We start from the raw sequence: 16,789 nt of genomic DNA on the forward strand, positions 1-16,789 counted from the left end.
GCCGTGATCCTCGGCTGCACCGAAATCGGCATGCTGGTCGACGACAGCGTCAGCCCGCTGCCGGTCTACGACACGACGGAATTGCACGCGCGAGCGCTGGTTGCCGCCGCGCTGGAATGAGAGCGAACCACGGCGCAGCGAGCGCACGACCCCGTCCTGCAGACTCGAGGGGTGTGTGACTCAGTGACAGGCCCCAAGAGGACCCCTCATCCGCCTTCCGGGCACCTTCTCCCTCAAGGGGAGAAGGGAACCACGGGCGTGGTGCACCCGCTGCCTGGCACTGACCCTAGTGAATATGGCCTTGGTTCAAATGCTCGGCTTCCAGCATCAGGTTAAGCCAGCCACTCACCAATTCCTGCGCAAACGTCCGCGCCTCGGGGGTCGGAGCGGCAGCGAGTTCGGCCTGGGCTTCGCTCAGCGCCGTCTGGATGGCGGCGCGATCGAAATCGGCATAGCCGCTGGCTTCCTCGGCAAGCACCGTGAGCCCCTCGGGGGAGACGTCGGCAAAGCCGCCGCGCACGTAGAAGGTGCGCGAGACGCCGTCATTGCCGGTCACGGTGATGAAGCCGGGCTTCAGCGTCGTCATCAGCGGTGCGTGGTCGCCCATCACCGAGAAATAGCCTTCGCGTCCGGGAATGGTCACCGAACGGACGTCATCCGACAGCACCAGGCGCTCGGGCGAAACGATTTCGATCTTGATGCCTTCGGCCATGTCTTTGGGTCCCTGGAAGCGTATTGGAAAGGAAAGGCCGCTTGCGGCCTCTCCCAAAAGTTCAGTGCAGTAGCTTGGGCGGCAGCTTAGGCCGCGGCGGCGAGCTTCTGCGCCTTCTTGACGGCATCTTCGATGGTGCCGACCATGTAGAACGCCGATTCCGGCAGATGGTCGTAATCGCCGGCAACCAGGCCCGCAAAGCCCTTGATGGTATCTTCGATGGCGACGAACACGCCCGAAGTGCCGGTAAACGCCTCGGCCACGAAGAACGGCTGGCTCATGAAGCGCTCGATCTTGCGGGCGCGCGCCACGGTCAGTTTGTCTTCTTCGCTGAGTTCGTCCATGCCGAGGATGGCGATGATGTCCTGCAGCGACTTGTAGCGCTGCAGGATTTCCTGCACGCGGCGGGCGGTGTTGTAGTGCTCTTCGCCAACGATCGAGGCATCGAGCATGCGCGAGGTCGAATCCAGCGGATCGACGGCCGGGTAGATGCCCTTTTCCGAGATGGCGCGGTTCAGCACGGTGGTTGCATCAAGGTGCGCGAACGAAGAAGCCGGCGCCGGGTCGGTCAAATCGTCGGCGGGCACGAACACGGCCTGCACCGAGGTGATCGAACCCTTGTTCGTCGTCGTGATGCGTTCCTGCATCGCGCCCATGTCGGTCGCCAGCGTCGGCTGGTAACCCACCGCGGAGGGGATACGACCCAGCAGAGCCGACATTTCGGCGCCGGCCTGGGTGAAGCGGAAGATGTTGTCCACGAAGAACAGCACATCCTGGCCCTGGTCGCGGAAGTTTTCCGCAACGGTCAGACCGGTCAGCGCCACGCGGGCACGGGCACCAGGGGGCTCGTTCATCTGGCCGAACACGAGGGCGCACTTGGAACCAGCGGCCGAGCCACCGTTCTCATGCGGGTCCTTGTTCACGCCCGATTCGATCATTTCGTGATAGAGATCGTTGCCTTCGCGGGTGCGTTCACCGACGCCTGCGAACACCGAGTAACCACCATGCGCCTTGGCGACGTTGTTGATCAGTTCCTGGATCAGCACGGTCTTGCCCACGCCGGCGCCGCCCATCAGGCCGATCTTACCGCCACGTGCGTAAGGAGCGATCAGGTCCACGACCTTGATGCCGGTGACCAGAACCTGGCTTTCCGGGTTCTGCTCAGCGAATGACGGCGCATCCTGGTGGATTTCGCGCTTGTCGGTTTCGCCGATCGGGCCGGCTTCGTCGATCGGCTCGCCGATGACGTTCATGATACGGCCGAGGGTTGCTTCACCAACCGGCACCATGATGGCAGTGCCCAGATCGGTCACTTCGGCGCCGCGCACCAAGCCTTCGGTGGTGTCCATAGCAATGGTGCGCACGGCGTTTTCGCCCAGATGCTGGGCTACTTCCAGCACGAGGCGCTGGCCATTGTTGTAGGTTTCCAGCGCATTGAGGATCGCGGGCAGGTGGTCGTCGAATACGACGTCGACCACGGCGCCGATGACCTGCGATACGCGACCGGCCTTTTTGTCTGCCATTTGTTGGTCCTCGCTTGAGAGTTAGAGCGCTTCCGCGCCCGAAATGATTTCGATGAGTTCTTTGGTGATCTGGGCCTGGCGCTGGCGGTTGTAGCTCAGCTGCAGCTGACCGATCATTTCGCCGGCGTTCCGGGTCGCATTGTCCATCGCGGACATCTGCGCGCCATAGAACGAGGCGCTGTTTTCCAGCAGTGCCCGCAGGATCTGCACCGAGATATTGCGCGGCAGCAGGTCTTCGACGATCGCCTCTTCGCTGGGCTCGTATTCGTAGGGGATGGCGGCGGTCGCAGCCTCGCCTTCGCCCTTGACGGGCAGCTTTGCCGGGATGATCTGCAGCGCCGTCGGCACCTGGCTGATCACCGACTGGAAGCGCGCGAAGAACAGCGTCGCCACGTCGAATTCGCCAGCGGCGAACATCGCCAGCACCTTTTCGGCGACCTGGCTGGCCTGGGCAAACCCGACCTGCTTGATCTCGCGGAAATTGAAGGTGTCGACGATATTGTCCGGATATTGCCGGCGCAGGATTTCGTGACCCTTGCGGCCGACCGTCAGCATCTTGACCGTCTTGCCCTGGCCGATCAGCTTGGCCGCATGCTCGCGCGCCAGACGGGCGATCGAGGAATTGAAGCCGCCAGCAAGGCCGCGCTCGCCGGTCGCCACGATCAGCAGATGCACCTGGTCCTTGCCATTGCCGCCCAGCAGGACCGGAGCATTGGCCTGGCCGTCATAGACCGCACCAAGCGCTGCCAGCACCTTTTCCATGCGCTCGGCATAGGGGCGCGCAGCCTGGGCCGCATCCTGGGCACGGCGCAGCTTAGCCGCCGCGACCATCTGCATGGCCTTGGTGATCTTCTGCGTCGACTTGACCGAGTCGATTCGGTTCTTGAGGTCCTTCAGCGAAGCCATGGGGCCCCTGCTCCTTATGTGGCCTTCGGAGCGTGACCGGCAAAAGTGGGTTCCACTTTTGCCGTGCAATCACGCGACGACGAACTAAGCCGCGTAGCTCTTCTTGACTTCGTCGAGCGCTGCCTTGAGCTGCGCACGCGTGTCATCGGACAGCGCCTTGTCGGCAGCGATGGTGCCCAGCAGGGCCGCATACTTGCCACGCAGGGCCGACAGCACCGACTTTTCGAAGTCGGCGACCTTGTTGACCGGCAGGCTGTCGAGATAGCCGTTGGCACCGGCGAAGATCACCGCGACCTGCTCTTCCATCTTGAGCGGGCTGAACTGGGGCTGCTTGAGCAGCTCGGTCAAGCGCGCACCGCGATTAAGCAGACGCTGGGTCGAAGCATCCAGATCGGAACCGAACTGAGCAAAGGCGGCCATTTCGCGATACTGCGAAAGTTCGCCCTTGAGCGAGCCCGCAACCTGCTTCATCGCCTTGACCTGAGCGGACGAACCCACGCGGCTCACCGACAGACCGACGTTCACGGCAGGACGGATGCCCTGGAAGAACAGGTTGGTCTCGAGGAAGATCTGGCCGTCGGTGATCGAAATCACGTTGGTCGGGATATAAGCCGACACGTCGTTGGCCTGGGTCTCGATCACCGGCAGAGCGGTCAGCGAGCCCGAACCGTGAGCTTCGTTCAGCTTGGCGGCGCGTTCCAGCAGGCGCGAATGCAGGTAGAACACGTCGCCCGGATAGGCTTCGCGGCCCGGCGGACGACGCAGCAGCAGCGACATCTGGCGGTAGGCAACGGCCTGCTTGGTCAGATCGTCATAGGCGATCACGGCATGCATGCCGTTGTCGCGGAAGAATTCGCCGATGGCGCAGCCGGTGAACGGCGCGATGTACTGGAGCGGTGCCGGATCGGACGCAGTTGCGGCGATGACGACCGAATACTGCAGCGCGCCGGCTTCTTCGAGCTGGCGCACGAACTGTGCCACGGTCGAACGCTTCTGGCCGATGGCGACATAGATGCAATACAGCTTGTCGGTTTCCGACGCATTGGCGTCGTGGGCCGGCTTCTGGTTGAGGAAAGTGTCAAGAATGATCGCCGACTTGCCGGTCTGGCGGTCACCAATGATCAGCTCGCGCTGGCCACGGCCGACGGGGATCAGCGCATCGATGGCCTTGAGGCCGGTCGACATCGGCTCATGCACCGACTTGCGCGGCAGGATGCCCGGTGCCTTGACGTCGACGCGGCGGCGTTCGGTGTGCTCGATCGGGCCCTTGCCATCGATCGGATTGCCGAGACCATCGACGACGCGGCCAAGCAGGCCCTTGCCGACTGGAGTGTCCACGATCGAGCCGGTGCGCTTGACGACGTCACCTTCCTTGATCGAACGGTCATTGCCGAAAATCACGACGCCGACATTGTCGGTTTCGAGGTTCAGCGCCATGCCCTTGATGCCGCCCGGGAACTCGACGAGCTCACCGGCCTGCACCTTGTCCAGGCCATAAACGCGGGCGATACCGTCACCAACGCTGAGCACCTGGCCGACTTCGGAAACCTGGGCTTCCTGGCCGAAATTCTTGATCTGGTCCTTGAGGATCGCAGAAATTTCCGCGGCTTTGATGTCCATTATCCGACCTCTTTCATGGCGATCTTCATCGCAGCGAGTTTTGTCTTGAGGGAGCTGTCGATCATCTGGCTGCCGACCTTCACCTGAAGGCCGCCAATCAAGGAGGAGTCGACGAATTGGTTGAGCGTGACGGTCTTGCCGATCTTGGCCTTGAGCGTCGCGGCGAGGTCAGCGACCTGCGCGCCGGTCAGTGGCGTCGCCGAAGTCACGTCGGCCGTGACTTCGCCACGCGCCTTGGCGGCGAGTTCGCGGAAGCCGATGATGATCTGATCGAGCGCGAACAGGCGCCCGTTCTTGGCGACCAGCTTGAGGAAATTGGCAACCAGCGCGTTGGTGTTGGCCTTGGCCAGCAGCGCATCGAGCGCGCCTGCCTTGGCATCGCCGGTGATCACCGGGGAGCGCAGGAAGCGGGCGAAATCTTCGCTCTCCCCGATCAGCCGGGAAATATCGGATAGCGACGTCTCGACGGACGCCAACTGGTTCTCGCTCTCAGCGAGATCGAACAGCGCCGACGCGTAAGGTCGTGCGATCTGCACAAGCACTGAATTCTGCGCTGCCAATGCCGCATCACCCTCTTGGTTGCCGCCTGCCTCTTCGTCCAAAACTCGAAGGAATCCAGGCGGTCGCTGACGCTTGTTGTTTTTATGAGAAAGGGGCCGTCTGGAGACCCCTTCAAAGTCGCGCCCGCTCTAACACGAGCGTCGCGCGGCTTGCAAGGCTTGGGGCAGAGATTCCCGCGCGGTGAAAGTGTCGCAGGGGGCGTGGCGAGCCCTATTGCCCGCTCTCGTCCTTCTCGGCCTTGATCGCTTCGCCCAGCATGTCGTTCAGCCGCGTTTGCCACCCGGCCCCCGTACCCCGGAAATAAGCAACAATCTTGGGATCAAGTCGGATACTCACTGCGACCTTTTTATCTGCCGAGGGTGGACGACCAGGCATCGGCAGTCCCCGCTCGGCAAAAAACTCACGAGCGGGACGTGATCGGGCGATTGCCGCATGTGTCAGTTCCGGCAGGTCGTCATCAGGTGTTCCGTATTCAGGAGCCTCTGGTTTCTCGCCAAGAGCTCTGGGATCACGTTCCATAGCGCTGGTAATCCTTGCTGTTGAACCGTCGGGCGCTGATAATTCGAACGACATCGACACGTATGGTGAAAGCGATGTGGTAGCCGAACCCATCGTCAGCAAAACCGTGAGCGACGAGCCGCTCTTCACCGTAATCTCTGCGATCATCGACTTCGATAATCGCTTCGCTCCATCCGAACGTCTCCGCTAGCGCAAACGCCACGCCATGCTTGATCTGGTTCGACCGGTTCTTCGCCTCGTCCCATTCGAATTCCATCGAGCCCCCTCAATGTAGTCCCAGGCTATGCGTCCGTCAATTTTCGTATATACGAAAATTACATAAAGCTCATCGGATCAATATCCACCTGCACGCGCAGGTTGCCGGTCACCTTCTCAGCCGATCCGAGCCAGAACCGGACATAGCCCGACAAATCGAAATCCTTGCCACTCTGCGCCAGGAGCCGCACTCGATGGCGCCCGCGCACCATGGCGACAGGCGCATCGGCTGGGCCGAACAGTTTTACCCCGTCCGCCATCGGGGCGGCCGATAGCAGCTTCTTGGCAAACCCCATGGCGGCGTCATGCTCGTTGGCGGAGACGATCAGCGCTGCCAGTCGCCCGAATGGCGGCAGGCCACCGGCCTCGCGCGCCAGCAGTTCGTGCGCGTAGAACGCCTCACGATCCCCGCTAACCATCGCCTTCATGACCGGATGGTCGGGATGGTAGGTCTGCAAAAAAGCCTTGCCGGTGCGTGACGCGCGCCCGGCCCGCCCCGCCACCTGGGTCAAAATCTGGAACGTCTTTTCCCCCGCGCGCGGATCGCCATGCGCCAGCCCCAGATCGGCATCCAGCACACCCACCACGCTGAGCTTTTCGAAATGGTGCCCCTTGGACACCAGCTGGGTGCCGATAATCAGGTCGAACTCGCCCTTTTCGATTTCGACAAATCGGTCGCGCAATTGCGCATTGCTGCCCATGTCCGAGGACAGGATCACGCGCCGCGCATCGGGAAACCGCGCCGCGGCCTCCTCGGCCACCCGCTCGATCCCCGGCCCAACCGCGGTCAGCGTATCGGCCTCGCCGCACTTGCCGCACACTTTTGGCGTGCGCACTTCGTGCCCGCAATGATGACACATCAGCACGCCCCGGAACCGGTGCTCCACCATCCAGGCCGAGCAATCGGGACACTGATATTGATGCCCGCAGGCGCGACACAGTGTCAGTGGCGCATAACCGCGCCGGTTGAGGAACAGCAGCGCCTGCTCGCCCCGCTCGATCGCCGAAAACACTTCGCGCGCCAGTTGCGGGGCGATCCATTGGCCCTTTTCCGGCCCGTCGACACGCATGTCGATGGTGGTGATATTGGGCATCGCTGCCTCGGCAAAGCGCGAGGTCAGCAGCACATGCGCGTAGCGGCCCACATTGGCATTGTTGCGCGTCTCGACCGACGGCGTCGCCGAGGACAGGATCACCCGCGCATTGGCCAGGTGCGCCCGCACCACCGCCATGTCACGCGCGTGATAGTTGACGCCCTCGGCCTGCTTGTAGGCGCCGTCATGCTCTTCATCGAGCACCAGCATGCCCAGTTCGCGAAACGGCAGGAACAGCGCCGAACGCGCCCCCACCACCGCCCGCACCTTGCCGTCCAGCACGCCGCGCCACACCTTGCCACGCTGCACCGGCGTCATGTCAGAATGCCACTCGGCAGGCCTTGTGCCAAACCGCTTGGTGAACCGCTCGAGGAAGGTATGCGTCAGCGCGATCTCCGGCAGCAGGATCAGCGCTTGCCGCCCGGCCCGCAAGGTGTCGGCCACCGCCTCGAAAAATACCTCGGTCTTGCCGCCACCCGTTACCCCATCGAGCAGGGCCACGCCAAAAGCATGCGGATCGAGCGCCGTGATCTGGTCCAGCGCCGCTTGTTGCTCGACATTGAGCGTGGCAACCGCACTATCCGGATCTGGTGGCAATACGATCGGTGGCGGCGCCATTTCCAGCCGCTCCACCGCCCCGGCCCGCTCCAGCCCCTCGATCACCGAGAGCGAAACCCCGGCCGCGCCGATCAGTGCCGGCTTGGGCCAGGCCATATCGTCATTGAGCACGTCGAGCACTCGTAACCGCGCCGGAGTCAGCTTTTCCGGCTCGAACCCGGTTCGGCGAAACGCCACTACAGGCTTGGGCGCGTCCAGCGCCTCGCTGGAACGCAGCACCGCCCGCAGCACCTGCCCCGGGGGCGCCAGCGTATAGCGCGCCACCCATTCCACCAGCTTCAGCAATTCCTCGCTGAGCGGCGGCACCTCATAGGCATAGCCAATGTCCTTGAGCCGGTTATGGGCGAAATTGTCCTTGGGCGGGCCCCAAACCACGCCCAGTGTCAGCCGCGGCCCCAGCGGTACCGCGACGATCGAGCCGCGCGTCACGCTCATGCCCGCAGGCACACGATAGGAATACGGCCCCTCGACCGCCACTCCTACCATCACCGCAACAATGTCCGGACGATCCAGCATCAGTACCCGCTTTGTTCACTGCGCAAAGATAGGGATTGCGCAGTGATTCTACGAGCCGCCCTCTACATCACCACCAGGATCGAGCCGGTTTTCACCGAATCGGCCAGATGGATCACGTCCTGCTGTAGCAGCCGCACGCAGCCGCTCGACACAGCCTTGCCGATGCTGGTCTCATCGGGATTGCCGTGGATACGATAGATGGTATCGACCTGCCCCTGGTGGATGTACATCGCCCGCGCGCCGAGCGGATTACCGATCCCCGGCTCCATGCCGTGACGGTATTGCTCCAGCTCCGGTTGGCGGTCGATCATTTCGGATGGCGGCGTCCAGGTCGGCCACTTCTTCTTGTAGGCGATATGGGCGCGCCCGGCCCACGCAAAGCCGTCACGCCCGATGCCGACGCCATAGCGCGTCGCCATGCCGGCATCGCCCACATGGTAGAGGAACCGGTTGGCGGTATCGACCACGACCGTGCCGGGCTTTTCGCCGGTGGGATCGACAAGCTGCTGGCGCCAGTACAGCGGGTCAACCAGCGTCATATCGGCGGCGCGGAGGGAATAACCCTCGTCTTCGAGCGGGCCGTACATCATCTGCACATCGGGCGGCACCGCGTGACGCGGCGGTGCGGCGGCCACCACAAGACGTTGCGGCGTGGTGGTGGCGCAGCCTGCCAAGGCCAGTGCCGATAGGCTGGCAGCGCTCGCCAGAAACTGGCGGCGGCCAAGAGAAACATTGATCATGTGAATACTCGGATGAGCGGCCAGGCGGCCGCGAAAAGGAAAATAGTGAAGCTGACTTGCGGCTCAGCCCAGCCTGGGCGGCGGCAATTCGGCCTCGGGCGTCACCGCCGTCAGCGATGGCACCGTGCCCCGTGGGAGCTGATGGCCGGTCGATGGCCGAACAGTCGAAACCGAGGTCGCCATCACGCCCAGGTCAGGATGACAGGGCAGCAGGCGCTTGCCGCCCACAAGGTGGCACCCCACCACGATCCGGTCCGACGCCGGTTCGGACACTGCGCTATCGCTGGGAATTGACGTCCATATCGGTCCCCGCACGCCCGCGCCCAGCGAAACGCTGGGTGCGCTCAGGGCAACCAGTGCCATGATCAGGGCCAAAATGCTGAGGAAACGCGTCATACTTCCCCTCTACAGTGTGCCCTTGCGCCATGAAAGGTCGGTCACGCTGCCGTGTAGCGGCCTAGCGGCGTCCCAGCGTGCAGTGGTGCAAATTGGCTACAGAAAGCACCATGCCAAGGCAGCAGGCGTCGGTTTTCGCCGCAATGCTGCGATCCTAAAACCTGCTGACAGGGTCTGACAGCAGTTCGGCGCATGCTCATTCTCCAAGCAAAGGAGGATGTCATGACCGCCATGACCGATCGTCTGCCCGCCACAAATGAACTGACTGCCATTGCCGAACGAGCCAGTCTTTACGAAATGCTGGTGGCGGCTATGAAGCGCCAGCGCAAGCCGCAGCCCTTGCCGACCTGGCTTTACGCCGATATCGGCCTGGAGCCGAGCCAGGATCGCGAATTCGTCCCACGCGGTCGCTGAGTTTCACCTAGAAGCTGGCTTTTAGACCTGCCGTTATGTCGATCGTGCGCAGGTCCAGCCCGCCACTATTGCTGCCATGAAACACCAATGCGCCGGTGTTGGTGTCGCGCACGTCGCTGGTGGCACGGGTGGTGAACACCTGATTGTAGCGCGCCGCTAAGAATACCTGCGATGTGGGGCCTAAATCGAACGCCGCATTGGCGCCAATTGCCAGCGTCGGCGCGATATTGAGTGCATCGGAAAACCGCAGGTCACGCTGCCAATGCTCATCGGTCGAGCGGCCGAACACCGTCACCCCGGCGCGCAACATACCGCCCAAATGCAGCCTGCCATTGTCCATCTGCCCGTCGACGCCGGCAAACACCGACGGCAATTGCTGCCGGTAGGTGGCCGCCGGCCCCGCTGGAATGTCGAAACTATTGTTGCGAAACCCGCCTGTGCTGTAGAGCGCGCTGCCGCCGGATGCCGTCCATTGCACGTCGCTATATTGCAGCCCGCCATTGAGATTGATCGAGCCGGCCTCGCCCCGCACCAGATCGTAGCCTAAAGCCGCGCTAGCGCTGGCGAAATAATCCAGTTGTGTATCGGGATGCTGGCTGCGATCGGTCCAATCATCGGGGCCATCGCCCGGCACGAAGGGACCGGCGCCGTCATAATCCTGCCAGTCATAGTCTTCCATGTAGGAGCTGCCCGATAGCGCCAGCGCGCCCTCGGCCTTGAGCGTGAAACCATTGCCGAGCTGCACAACAGCGCCACTGCGCAAGACCGGCGCCGTGCTTTGCCAGGTCAACTGGCTCAGTGTGTGATTGCCGTCGAACACGAATTCATTGGCTTGCAGGTTCATGGCCCCGATGCTGGCCGAAAACACCACGCGATCGTCCAGCGTCCCGCTGCCGATATCCTGCGCCAGCGCAGGGGCGCAGCCCAGCGCTAGCGCCAGCCCGGCACCATATCGCCATGATGATCGCAGCATTATGGGCATTGGTGCTCCATGGCCTCCTACCTCGTGTATAAAGCCATTGTGGCGTTAAACAACGCTTTACCAGCTACGCCGAGACTACGGGCCATGGCCGATTCTGCCTTTGCCACCGATGAAACCGTTCGCGCCCAGATCAATCTCTGGCAGCGCGACCTCGGCTCCGTGCGCCGCCTGGCCGACAATACGCTCGAGGCCTATAGCCGCGATCTCGACCAGTTCCTGACCTTTCTCTGCGCCCACACCGGCGGCCCCGTCACCTTGACGACATTCCGAGAACTGCGCGGCGCCGACATCCGCGCCTTCATGGCCCAGCGCCGCAATGATAGCCTGGGCTCCCGCTCATTGGCCCGCGTCCTGTCCGCGCTCAAATCCTTTTTCCGCTTCCTCGAGCGCGAAGGCGTGGTCGCTACCGAAGCGCTCAACATCATCCGCACGCCCAAGTTGGCCCGCTCGCTGCCCAAGGCACTGACGGTGATCGAGGCGCGCAGTGTCACCACCGCCACGGCTGACCAGAATGAAGCCCCTTGGGTCGCCGCCCGCGACATGGCCGTACTCTCGCTGTGCTACGGCGCGGGCCTGCGCATTTCCGAAGCGCTGGCCGTCACCCGCGGCGATCTCGAAGACACAGCGCTCCGCGTCACCGGCAAGGGCGGCAAAATCCGCCTCGTGCCGCTGATCGACGCCGTTCGCCGGTCCATCGATACCTATCTCGAGCACTGCCCGTTCAAGCTTTGGCCCGAAGAGCCGCTGTTTCGCGGCATCAAGGGCGGCGTGCTGTCGCCGCGCCTGATCCAGCTTCGCGTCGTCAAGCTCCGCAGTGGGCTCGGCCTGCCGCCTTCGGCCACCCCGCATGCGCTGCGCCATTCCTTTGCCACCCACCTGCTCAGCCGGGGCGGCGACCTGCGCGCCATTCAGGAATTGCTCGGTCACGCCTCGCTGTCCACCACCCAGATCTATACCGCCGTCGATACCGACCGCCTGCTCGACAGCTATCGCAAGGCCCATCCGCGCGGCTGAATTGATTAGCATCCTATTGGCTTTACAGTCGCGGCCGCGCAATGCTACCAAGCTGCCATGCACTCGTCCGCCAATCTCCTCCTTACGATCTGGCTTTCTGGCACCCTTCGGGCCCGGACCGAGCGCTGACGACCTAAGCGATCATGTTCACCGGCCCGCCCTCGTGGCGCTCCGGTGTGCTACAGGCGGGTCCTTCCAGGACTTCACATAATGTCATCGCCTGCCGCAGTCCCCAGCGCCACCGATCCCCTTGGCTATGCCTTCGCGGTTGGCGGGGCCATCCTGTTCTCGTCAAAATCCATCCTGATCAAGCTCGCTTATGCGCAGGGCGCGCCGACAGAGACCCTGCTCGCCTTGCGTATGCTGGTGGCGCTGCCGGTCTATGTGGTCATCTTTTTCGTGCTACTGCGCCGCCAGCCCGAACTGAGGGCCAAGCTGACGCCGACCCTGGTGCTGCCCGCCATGGCCACCGGCATCCTGGGCTATTACGTTTCCAGCTATCTCGATTTCGCCGCGCTGAACTACATCACCGCCCAATATGGACGGCTGGTGCTGTTCACCTATCCGTTCTTCGTGGTGCTGTTCGGCGCGCTGTTTTTCCGCGAAAAGTTCGACTGGCGCATCGTGCCCGGCATGCTGGTGGCCTATGGGGGCATCGTGCTGATCTTCGGTTGGAGCTTTTTGGACCAGCCCGACGGCCTGCTGCATGGCACGTTGCTGGTGCTGACTGCCGCCGTCACCTTTGCCTTCTATCAATTGTTCGCCAAGGGCCGCATGCGCCAGATGGGCACGGGCCTGTTCACCTGTATCGGCATGTCGACCGCGGCCGTCTGCGCCATCGCCCAGAGCATGGTCATCGGCGGCCCCGATGCCTTCGTTCATCTGCCGCACATGGTGTGGGTCTATGGACTAGGCCTGGGCGTGTTTGCCACCGTGCTGCCGTCGTTCCTGATGAATGCTGCCATCGCGCGGATCGGGCCACGCGCCAATTCCTCGACCGCGGCCTTCGGCCCGATCGTTACAATTGCCTTTGCCGTAGTGTTTTTATCGGAACCATTTACGGTCTTCCATGCCGTCGGAACTGCCTTAGTCATCCTGGGTTCAGTAATGTTCAGCCATGCAGAGCGTCAGGAAAGAAACCGCCAAGTCTAAATCTTTGGGACAAGGCTTTTGAGCGCCGCAAAGCCGCTGTAATGTGCAGCCAGGCCTTATGGACAGACCTTTGGGAGAACATTGATGATCGCTACCAGAAAGCTGCTGACGTGCACCTTGGCAGGACTTATCCTGTCCACGGGTCTGGCACTGCCGGCCTTTGCACAAAAGATCGGCGCACCGACAGCGCCCGCCACGACCGCGGCGACGACGGGTGACGTCGATTTCGGCGACGACAGCGGCCAGTGGCCCAAGGACAGTGAGTGCGACGACTCGCGCTTCGAAGGAAGCGGCATGGCCACCGAAATGGACGACAGCGCCATCAGCAAGGACGCCACCGACTGTAGCGCCGCCTTCGCCAAGGGCACCATCACCCTCAAGGACACTGGCACCGCCACCGACGCCCCCGTCGCCATCAACAATACCGATATCGACTTTGGCGACGACAGCAGCGAATGGAACAATGACGGCGAGTGCGACGATCCGCGCTTCCAGGGCACCGGTTCGGCCAGCGAACTGGTCGACGCCGACCTGATGAAGGACGCCACCGATTGCAAGGCCGCCTATGAGAAGGGCACCATCACCCTCAAGGACACCGGCACTGCCACCGACGTCCCCGTCGCCATCAACAATACCGATATCGACTTCGGCGATGACTCCAGCGAATGGAGCAAGGACGGCGAGTGCGATGACTCGCGCTTCGACGGCACCGGCATGGCCTCCGAAATGGACGACAGTGCTATCGCCAAAGACGCCACCGATTGCAGCGCCGCCTTTGCCAAGGGTACTATCACCCTCAAGGACGCCGGCACGACGCCGGTCGCCAATGCCGATGTCGAATTCGGCGACGACAGCAGCCAGTGGTCCAAGGATGGCGAATGCGACGATCCGCGCTTCGAGGGCACGGGCTCGGCGAGCCAGTTGCTCGACGAAGACAAGTTGCATGACGCTACCGATTGCCAGGCCGCCTTCACCGCCGGCACCATCACCCTCAAGAACGACGGCACCGACGGCGGCGACGTTCCGGTTGTTGCCACCGGCGACATCGTCTTCGGCGACGATAGCGGCGAATACAACAATGACCAGGAATGCGACGATCCGCGCTTCGAAGGTTCGGGCGTTGCCAGCGAGCCGGTTGCCGAAAACCGCATGCACGACGCCACCGACTGCAAGGCCGCTGTGGAAGCCGGCAATGCGACCATGAAGGCCGGCGAGACCAACGAAGCCAACGCCTTCGAATACGGCACCGACAATTCCAAATATGCCAATGACGGCGAATGCGACGACAAGCGCTTCACCGGCACCGGCATGGACAAGAAGCTGCTCGAGGAAGACGTCTCCAACGACGCGACCGATTGCCGCACCATGGTGGAATCGGGCGCCCTGAGCATCATCCCGGTCTACGATCCCGCCTATCTCGCCGGCGCTCCCTATGACAGCAAGGGCATCAACTTCGGCGACAATACCTCGAGCTACGCCAATGACGACCAGTGCGACGACCCACGCTTCCAGGGCCCGGGCACTGCCTCGACGCTGCTCGACGGCGACCTCCGCCACGACCGCGACGACTGCAAGAAGGCGTATGAAGCCGGCACCGTCATCCTGATCGACTAAGCGGGCTGATCTCAAACGACAAACGGCGGGACCCAGGTCCCGCCGTTTTTGTTTCCGCCTTACTTACACCACCCATCGGGTCGTTTGAGATTCATGTCAGGCTGGGTCGAAAACTGCGCTCTTCGAGAACCGGAGCGGAGCGTACTTAAGTACGTGAGCACCGGAAGCGCAGAAGAGCACAGTTTGCAGGCCAGCATGGCGTGAAGATCAAGCGGCCCGAGGTTCGACCATCATCTTCTTGATTTCCGCAATCGCCTTGGCCGGGTTCAGCCCCTTGGGGCAAACCTTGGCACAGTTCATGATGGTGTGGCAGCGATAAAGCTTGAACGGATCTTCCAGGTCATCCAACCGCTCGGTCTGGCTCTGGTCGCGCGAATCGATCAGCCAGCGATAGGCCTGCAGCAAAGCTGCCGGTCCCAGATACTTTTCCCCGTTCCACCAATAGCTCGGGCACGAGGTCGAGCAGCAGGCGCAGAGGATGCATTCATAGAGCCCGTCGAGCTTGGCGCGCTCGGGCACGCTCTGCGTCCATTCCTTGTCCGGCGCCGGCGTCGTGGTCTTGAGCCAGGGCTCGATGGCGCGGTGTTGCGCGTAGAAGTTCGACAGGTCCGGGATCAGGTCCTTGACCACCGGCATGTGCGGCAGTGGGTAGATCTTGATCGGTCCGCTGGAGTCATCCATGCCCTTAGTACAGGCCAAGGTATTCAGCCCGTTGATGTTCATCGAGCATGAGCCGCAAATGCCCTCGCGGCAGGAGCGGCGCAGCGTCAGCGTCGCATCGACCTTGTTCTTGATCCACAGCAGGCCATCCAGAATCATCGGCCCGCAATCGTCGAGATCGACGAAATAGGTATCGATGCGCGGATTATCCTCGCTGTCCGGATTGTAGCGATAGATGTGGTATTCGCGCAGCCGCTTGGCGCCGGCCGGCTTGGGCCAGGTCTTGCCCTTTGCGGGCCGCGAATTCTTGGGGAGCAGCAGCTCGACCATCTCGGTATTCCCTAGTCCTGAAACTCAGTAGTTCGGCTTGCAGATCTGGTTGCTGTGCGCGACGTAGTCGTTGTAGCGGACCGCATATTTCGGATCGAGCGTCTTGCCACCCATGGAGGCAATCACCACCGTCATGAAGTCGCTGTCGATCAGCTTGTCGGTCGCCTCGGCCTTGCAGGAGCACAGCGGCTCATCCTGCGCGATGCCCATGCAGGTGGCATGAAACTCGGCCTTCTGCTCCGAAGTCGGCGGCGCCGCCATCGCGGAACTCGCGCCCAGGCCCGCCAGCAACAGCCCGATAACCAACGCCGTCTTCATCTCAATTCCTTCCGGATCACCAATTTCAGGCCCGACCAGATCGCGTCGACCGCACAGACCTTCACATCCACCAGCCCGATCGGCAACATCACCTCGCGGATCGTGTCCTCGGTGATGTCGGTGGGCACCTTGCTGGCCTTTTTCGGCCAGCTCACCCAGATCGCCCCGTCCCGGTCGATACTATCCAGCAATGGTTTCGCGGCCGTCTCCAACTCATTCCGCGATGTCGTAAACCCGTGGATCACGTCATATCCCGGATCGCCATCGGTGAAGCTCGCCCACCCCGCCTGCGCCATCTCGACGAAATGCCGCGACACGCGCAGCGCATTCAGGCTCTCCGGCAAATTGATGAACAACACCCGCTGTCCGTCCTTGAGCCCAAGCTTCTGCGCCAGCGGCGTGCCCGAATAACCGGCGGCCTCGCTCATCGCTCGGCCTTCTCGTAAACCGCGTCCTCGATCGGCTCTACTTCTGGCGGCGGGTCTATCCAGGCGCAGTTCTTCAGCGTTAGCTGTTTGCGGCCATCGAGCAGTATGTCGCAGCTGCTGGCCACGCCTTCGAAGTCCTGCCAGAATTTTTCGTCGTGGAAGGCGTACTGTCCTTCCGAGGTTGAGCACTGGGTCAGATCGTGTTGTGTGCTACAGATCACCTCCGTCACCGCGCCCTCGACGCGACCCTTGAGGCACAACTGGGTGGACACCGAAACGCCGTTCTCGGCGGCCTCCGCCATGTACTCATCGCTCCAGCCGGTCTGGTTCCAGCAGCCTTGCATGGCTCGGGCCACTTCGGTCTCGCTCATGGGTGCGGCCACCGCTTGCGCGGTGCCCGCTATCCCCATCACCAAG

General features: G+C 62.5%; 19 protein-coding genes. 4 read left to right on the forward strand and 15 right to left on the reverse strand.

Annotated features, from left to right (window positions below; genetic code table 11):
* Positions 1 to 286: 286 nt before the first annotated feature.
* From JWR51_RS05320 to JWR51_RS05365, 10 genes are all read right to left on the reverse strand, one after another.
* Positions 287 to 712, reverse strand: a complete 426-nt coding sequence (locus tag JWR51_RS05320) for a F0F1 ATP synthase subunit epsilon (RefSeq protein ID WP_299744685.1) — start codon at positions 710 to 712, stop codon at positions 287 to 289.
* 86 nt (positions 713 to 798) lie between these two features.
* On the reverse strand, positions 799 to 2,235 hold the full coding sequence (gene atpD / locus JWR51_RS05325; protein WP_299744688.1) for a F0F1 ATP synthase subunit beta: 1,437 nt from the start codon (positions 2,233 to 2,235) through the stop codon (positions 799 to 801).
* Between the two features lie 21 nt (positions 2,236 to 2,256).
* Entirely contained in the window at positions 2,257 to 3,141 is an 885-nt protein-coding gene (locus JWR51_RS05330) for a F0F1 ATP synthase subunit gamma (RefSeq protein ID WP_299744691.1), read from the reverse strand.
* Between the two features lie 84 nt (positions 3,142 to 3,225).
* Positions 3,226 to 4,761 carry a F0F1 ATP synthase subunit alpha gene (atpA, locus tag JWR51_RS05335; RefSeq protein WP_299744694.1) on the reverse strand — a complete coding sequence of 512 codons (1,536 nt, stop codon included), beginning with the start codon at positions 4,759 to 4,761 and terminating at the stop codon, positions 3,226 to 3,228.
* Positions 4,761 to 5,303 carry a F0F1 ATP synthase subunit delta gene (locus JWR51_RS05340; protein WP_299744697.1) on the reverse strand — a complete coding sequence of 181 codons (543 nt, stop codon included), beginning with the start codon at positions 5,301 to 5,303 and terminating at the stop codon, positions 4,761 to 4,763. Before JWR51_RS05340 ends, atpA begins: the two co-directional genes overlap by 1 nt.
* 229 nt (positions 5,304 to 5,532) lie before the next feature.
* A complete protein-coding gene (locus tag JWR51_RS05345; protein ID WP_299744700.1) occupies positions 5,533 to 5,841 on the reverse strand; it encodes a BrnA antitoxin family protein in 309 nt (102 codons plus the stop codon).
* A complete protein-coding gene (locus tag JWR51_RS05350; RefSeq protein ID WP_299744703.1) occupies positions 5,831 to 6,097 on the reverse strand; it encodes a BrnT family toxin in 267 nt (88 codons plus the stop codon). Before JWR51_RS05350 ends, JWR51_RS05345 begins: the two co-directional genes overlap by 11 nt.
* 58 nt (positions 6,098 to 6,155) lie before the next feature.
* Positions 6,156 to 8,324: a primosomal protein N' gene (locus JWR51_RS05355; RefSeq protein WP_299744706.1), complete on the reverse strand. Its 2,169-nt coding sequence runs from the start codon at positions 8,322 to 8,324 to the stop codon at positions 6,156 to 6,158.
* Positions 8,325 to 8,386: 62 nt separating this feature from the next.
* Positions 8,387 to 9,064 carry a L,D-transpeptidase gene (locus JWR51_RS05360; RefSeq protein ID WP_299744709.1) on the reverse strand — a complete coding sequence of 226 codons (678 nt, stop codon included), beginning with the start codon at positions 9,062 to 9,064 and terminating at the stop codon, positions 8,387 to 8,389.
* Positions 9,065 to 9,127: 63 nt separating this feature from the next.
* A complete protein-coding gene (locus tag JWR51_RS05365; protein ID WP_299744712.1) occupies positions 9,128 to 9,460 on the reverse strand; it encodes a hypothetical protein in 333 nt (110 codons plus the stop codon).
* Positions 9,461 to 9,682: 222 nt separating this feature from the next.
* On the opposite strand from JWR51_RS05365, the gene JWR51_RS05370 reads away from it, so the two are divergent.
* The gene (locus JWR51_RS05370) at positions 9,683 to 9,874 is read left to right on the forward strand and encodes a hypothetical protein (protein ID WP_299744715.1); all 192 of its coding nucleotides are present in this window, start codon (positions 9,683 to 9,685) and stop codon (positions 9,872 to 9,874) included.
* Positions 9,875 to 9,881: 7 nt separating this feature from the next.
* On the opposite strand, the gene JWR51_RS05375 is transcribed toward JWR51_RS05370, so the two are convergent.
* Positions 9,882 to 10,856, reverse strand: a complete 975-nt coding sequence (locus JWR51_RS05375) for an omptin family outer membrane protease (RefSeq protein ID WP_299744718.1) — start codon at positions 10,854 to 10,856, stop codon at positions 9,882 to 9,884.
* Positions 10,857 to 10,940: 84 nt separating this feature from the next.
* On the opposite strand from JWR51_RS05375, the gene JWR51_RS05380 reads away from it, so the two are divergent.
* From JWR51_RS05380 to JWR51_RS05390, 3 genes are all read left to right on the forward strand, one after another.
* The gene (locus tag JWR51_RS05380; protein WP_299744721.1) at positions 10,941 to 11,870 is read left to right on the forward strand and encodes a tyrosine recombinase XerC; all 930 of its coding nucleotides are present in this window, start codon (positions 10,941 to 10,943) and stop codon (positions 11,868 to 11,870) included.
* Positions 11,871 to 12,080: 210 nt separating this feature from the next.
* Positions 12,081 to 13,022, forward strand: coding sequence for a DMT family transporter (locus tag JWR51_RS05385; protein ID WP_299744724.1), 942 nt, complete (start codon positions 12,081 to 12,083; stop codon positions 13,020 to 13,022).
* A gap of 84 nt (positions 13,023 to 13,106) precedes the next feature.
* Positions 13,107 to 14,636, forward strand: a complete 1,530-nt coding sequence (locus JWR51_RS05390; protein WP_299744726.1) for a hypothetical protein — start codon at positions 13,107 to 13,109, stop codon at positions 14,634 to 14,636.
* 207 nt (positions 14,637 to 14,843) lie between these two features.
* Here JWR51_RS05390 and JWR51_RS05395 read toward each other — a convergent pair whose 3' ends face one another.
* From JWR51_RS05395 to JWR51_RS05410, 4 genes are read right to left on the reverse strand one after another with little or no spacing between them, the layout of a single operon-like run.
* On the reverse strand, positions 14,844 to 15,626 hold the full coding sequence (locus JWR51_RS05395; RefSeq protein WP_299744729.1) for a succinate dehydrogenase iron-sulfur subunit: 783 nt from the start codon (positions 15,624 to 15,626) through the stop codon (positions 14,844 to 14,846).
* 24 nt (positions 15,627 to 15,650) lie between these two features.
* Positions 15,651 to 15,944, reverse strand: coding sequence for a hypothetical protein (locus JWR51_RS05400; RefSeq protein WP_299744732.1), 294 nt, complete (start codon positions 15,942 to 15,944; stop codon positions 15,651 to 15,653).
* Complete coding sequence (locus tag JWR51_RS05405) at positions 15,941 to 16,372, reverse strand: DUF3052 domain-containing protein (protein WP_299744735.1); 432 nt, start codon at positions 16,370 to 16,372, stop codon at positions 15,941 to 15,943. The genes JWR51_RS05400 and JWR51_RS05405 overlap by 4 nt, the downstream gene beginning before the upstream one ends.
* Complete coding sequence (locus JWR51_RS05410; protein ID WP_299744738.1) at positions 16,369 to 16,743, reverse strand: hypothetical protein; 375 nt, start codon at positions 16,741 to 16,743, stop codon at positions 16,369 to 16,371. The genes JWR51_RS05405 and JWR51_RS05410 overlap by 4 nt, the downstream gene beginning before the upstream one ends.
* Positions 16,744 to 16,789: the final 46 nt, after the last annotated feature.

The sequence above is a fragment of the Devosia sp. genome, from assembly GCF_028290625.1.
Classification (GTDB): domain Bacteria; phylum Pseudomonadota; class Alphaproteobacteria; order Rhizobiales; family Devosiaceae; genus Devosia.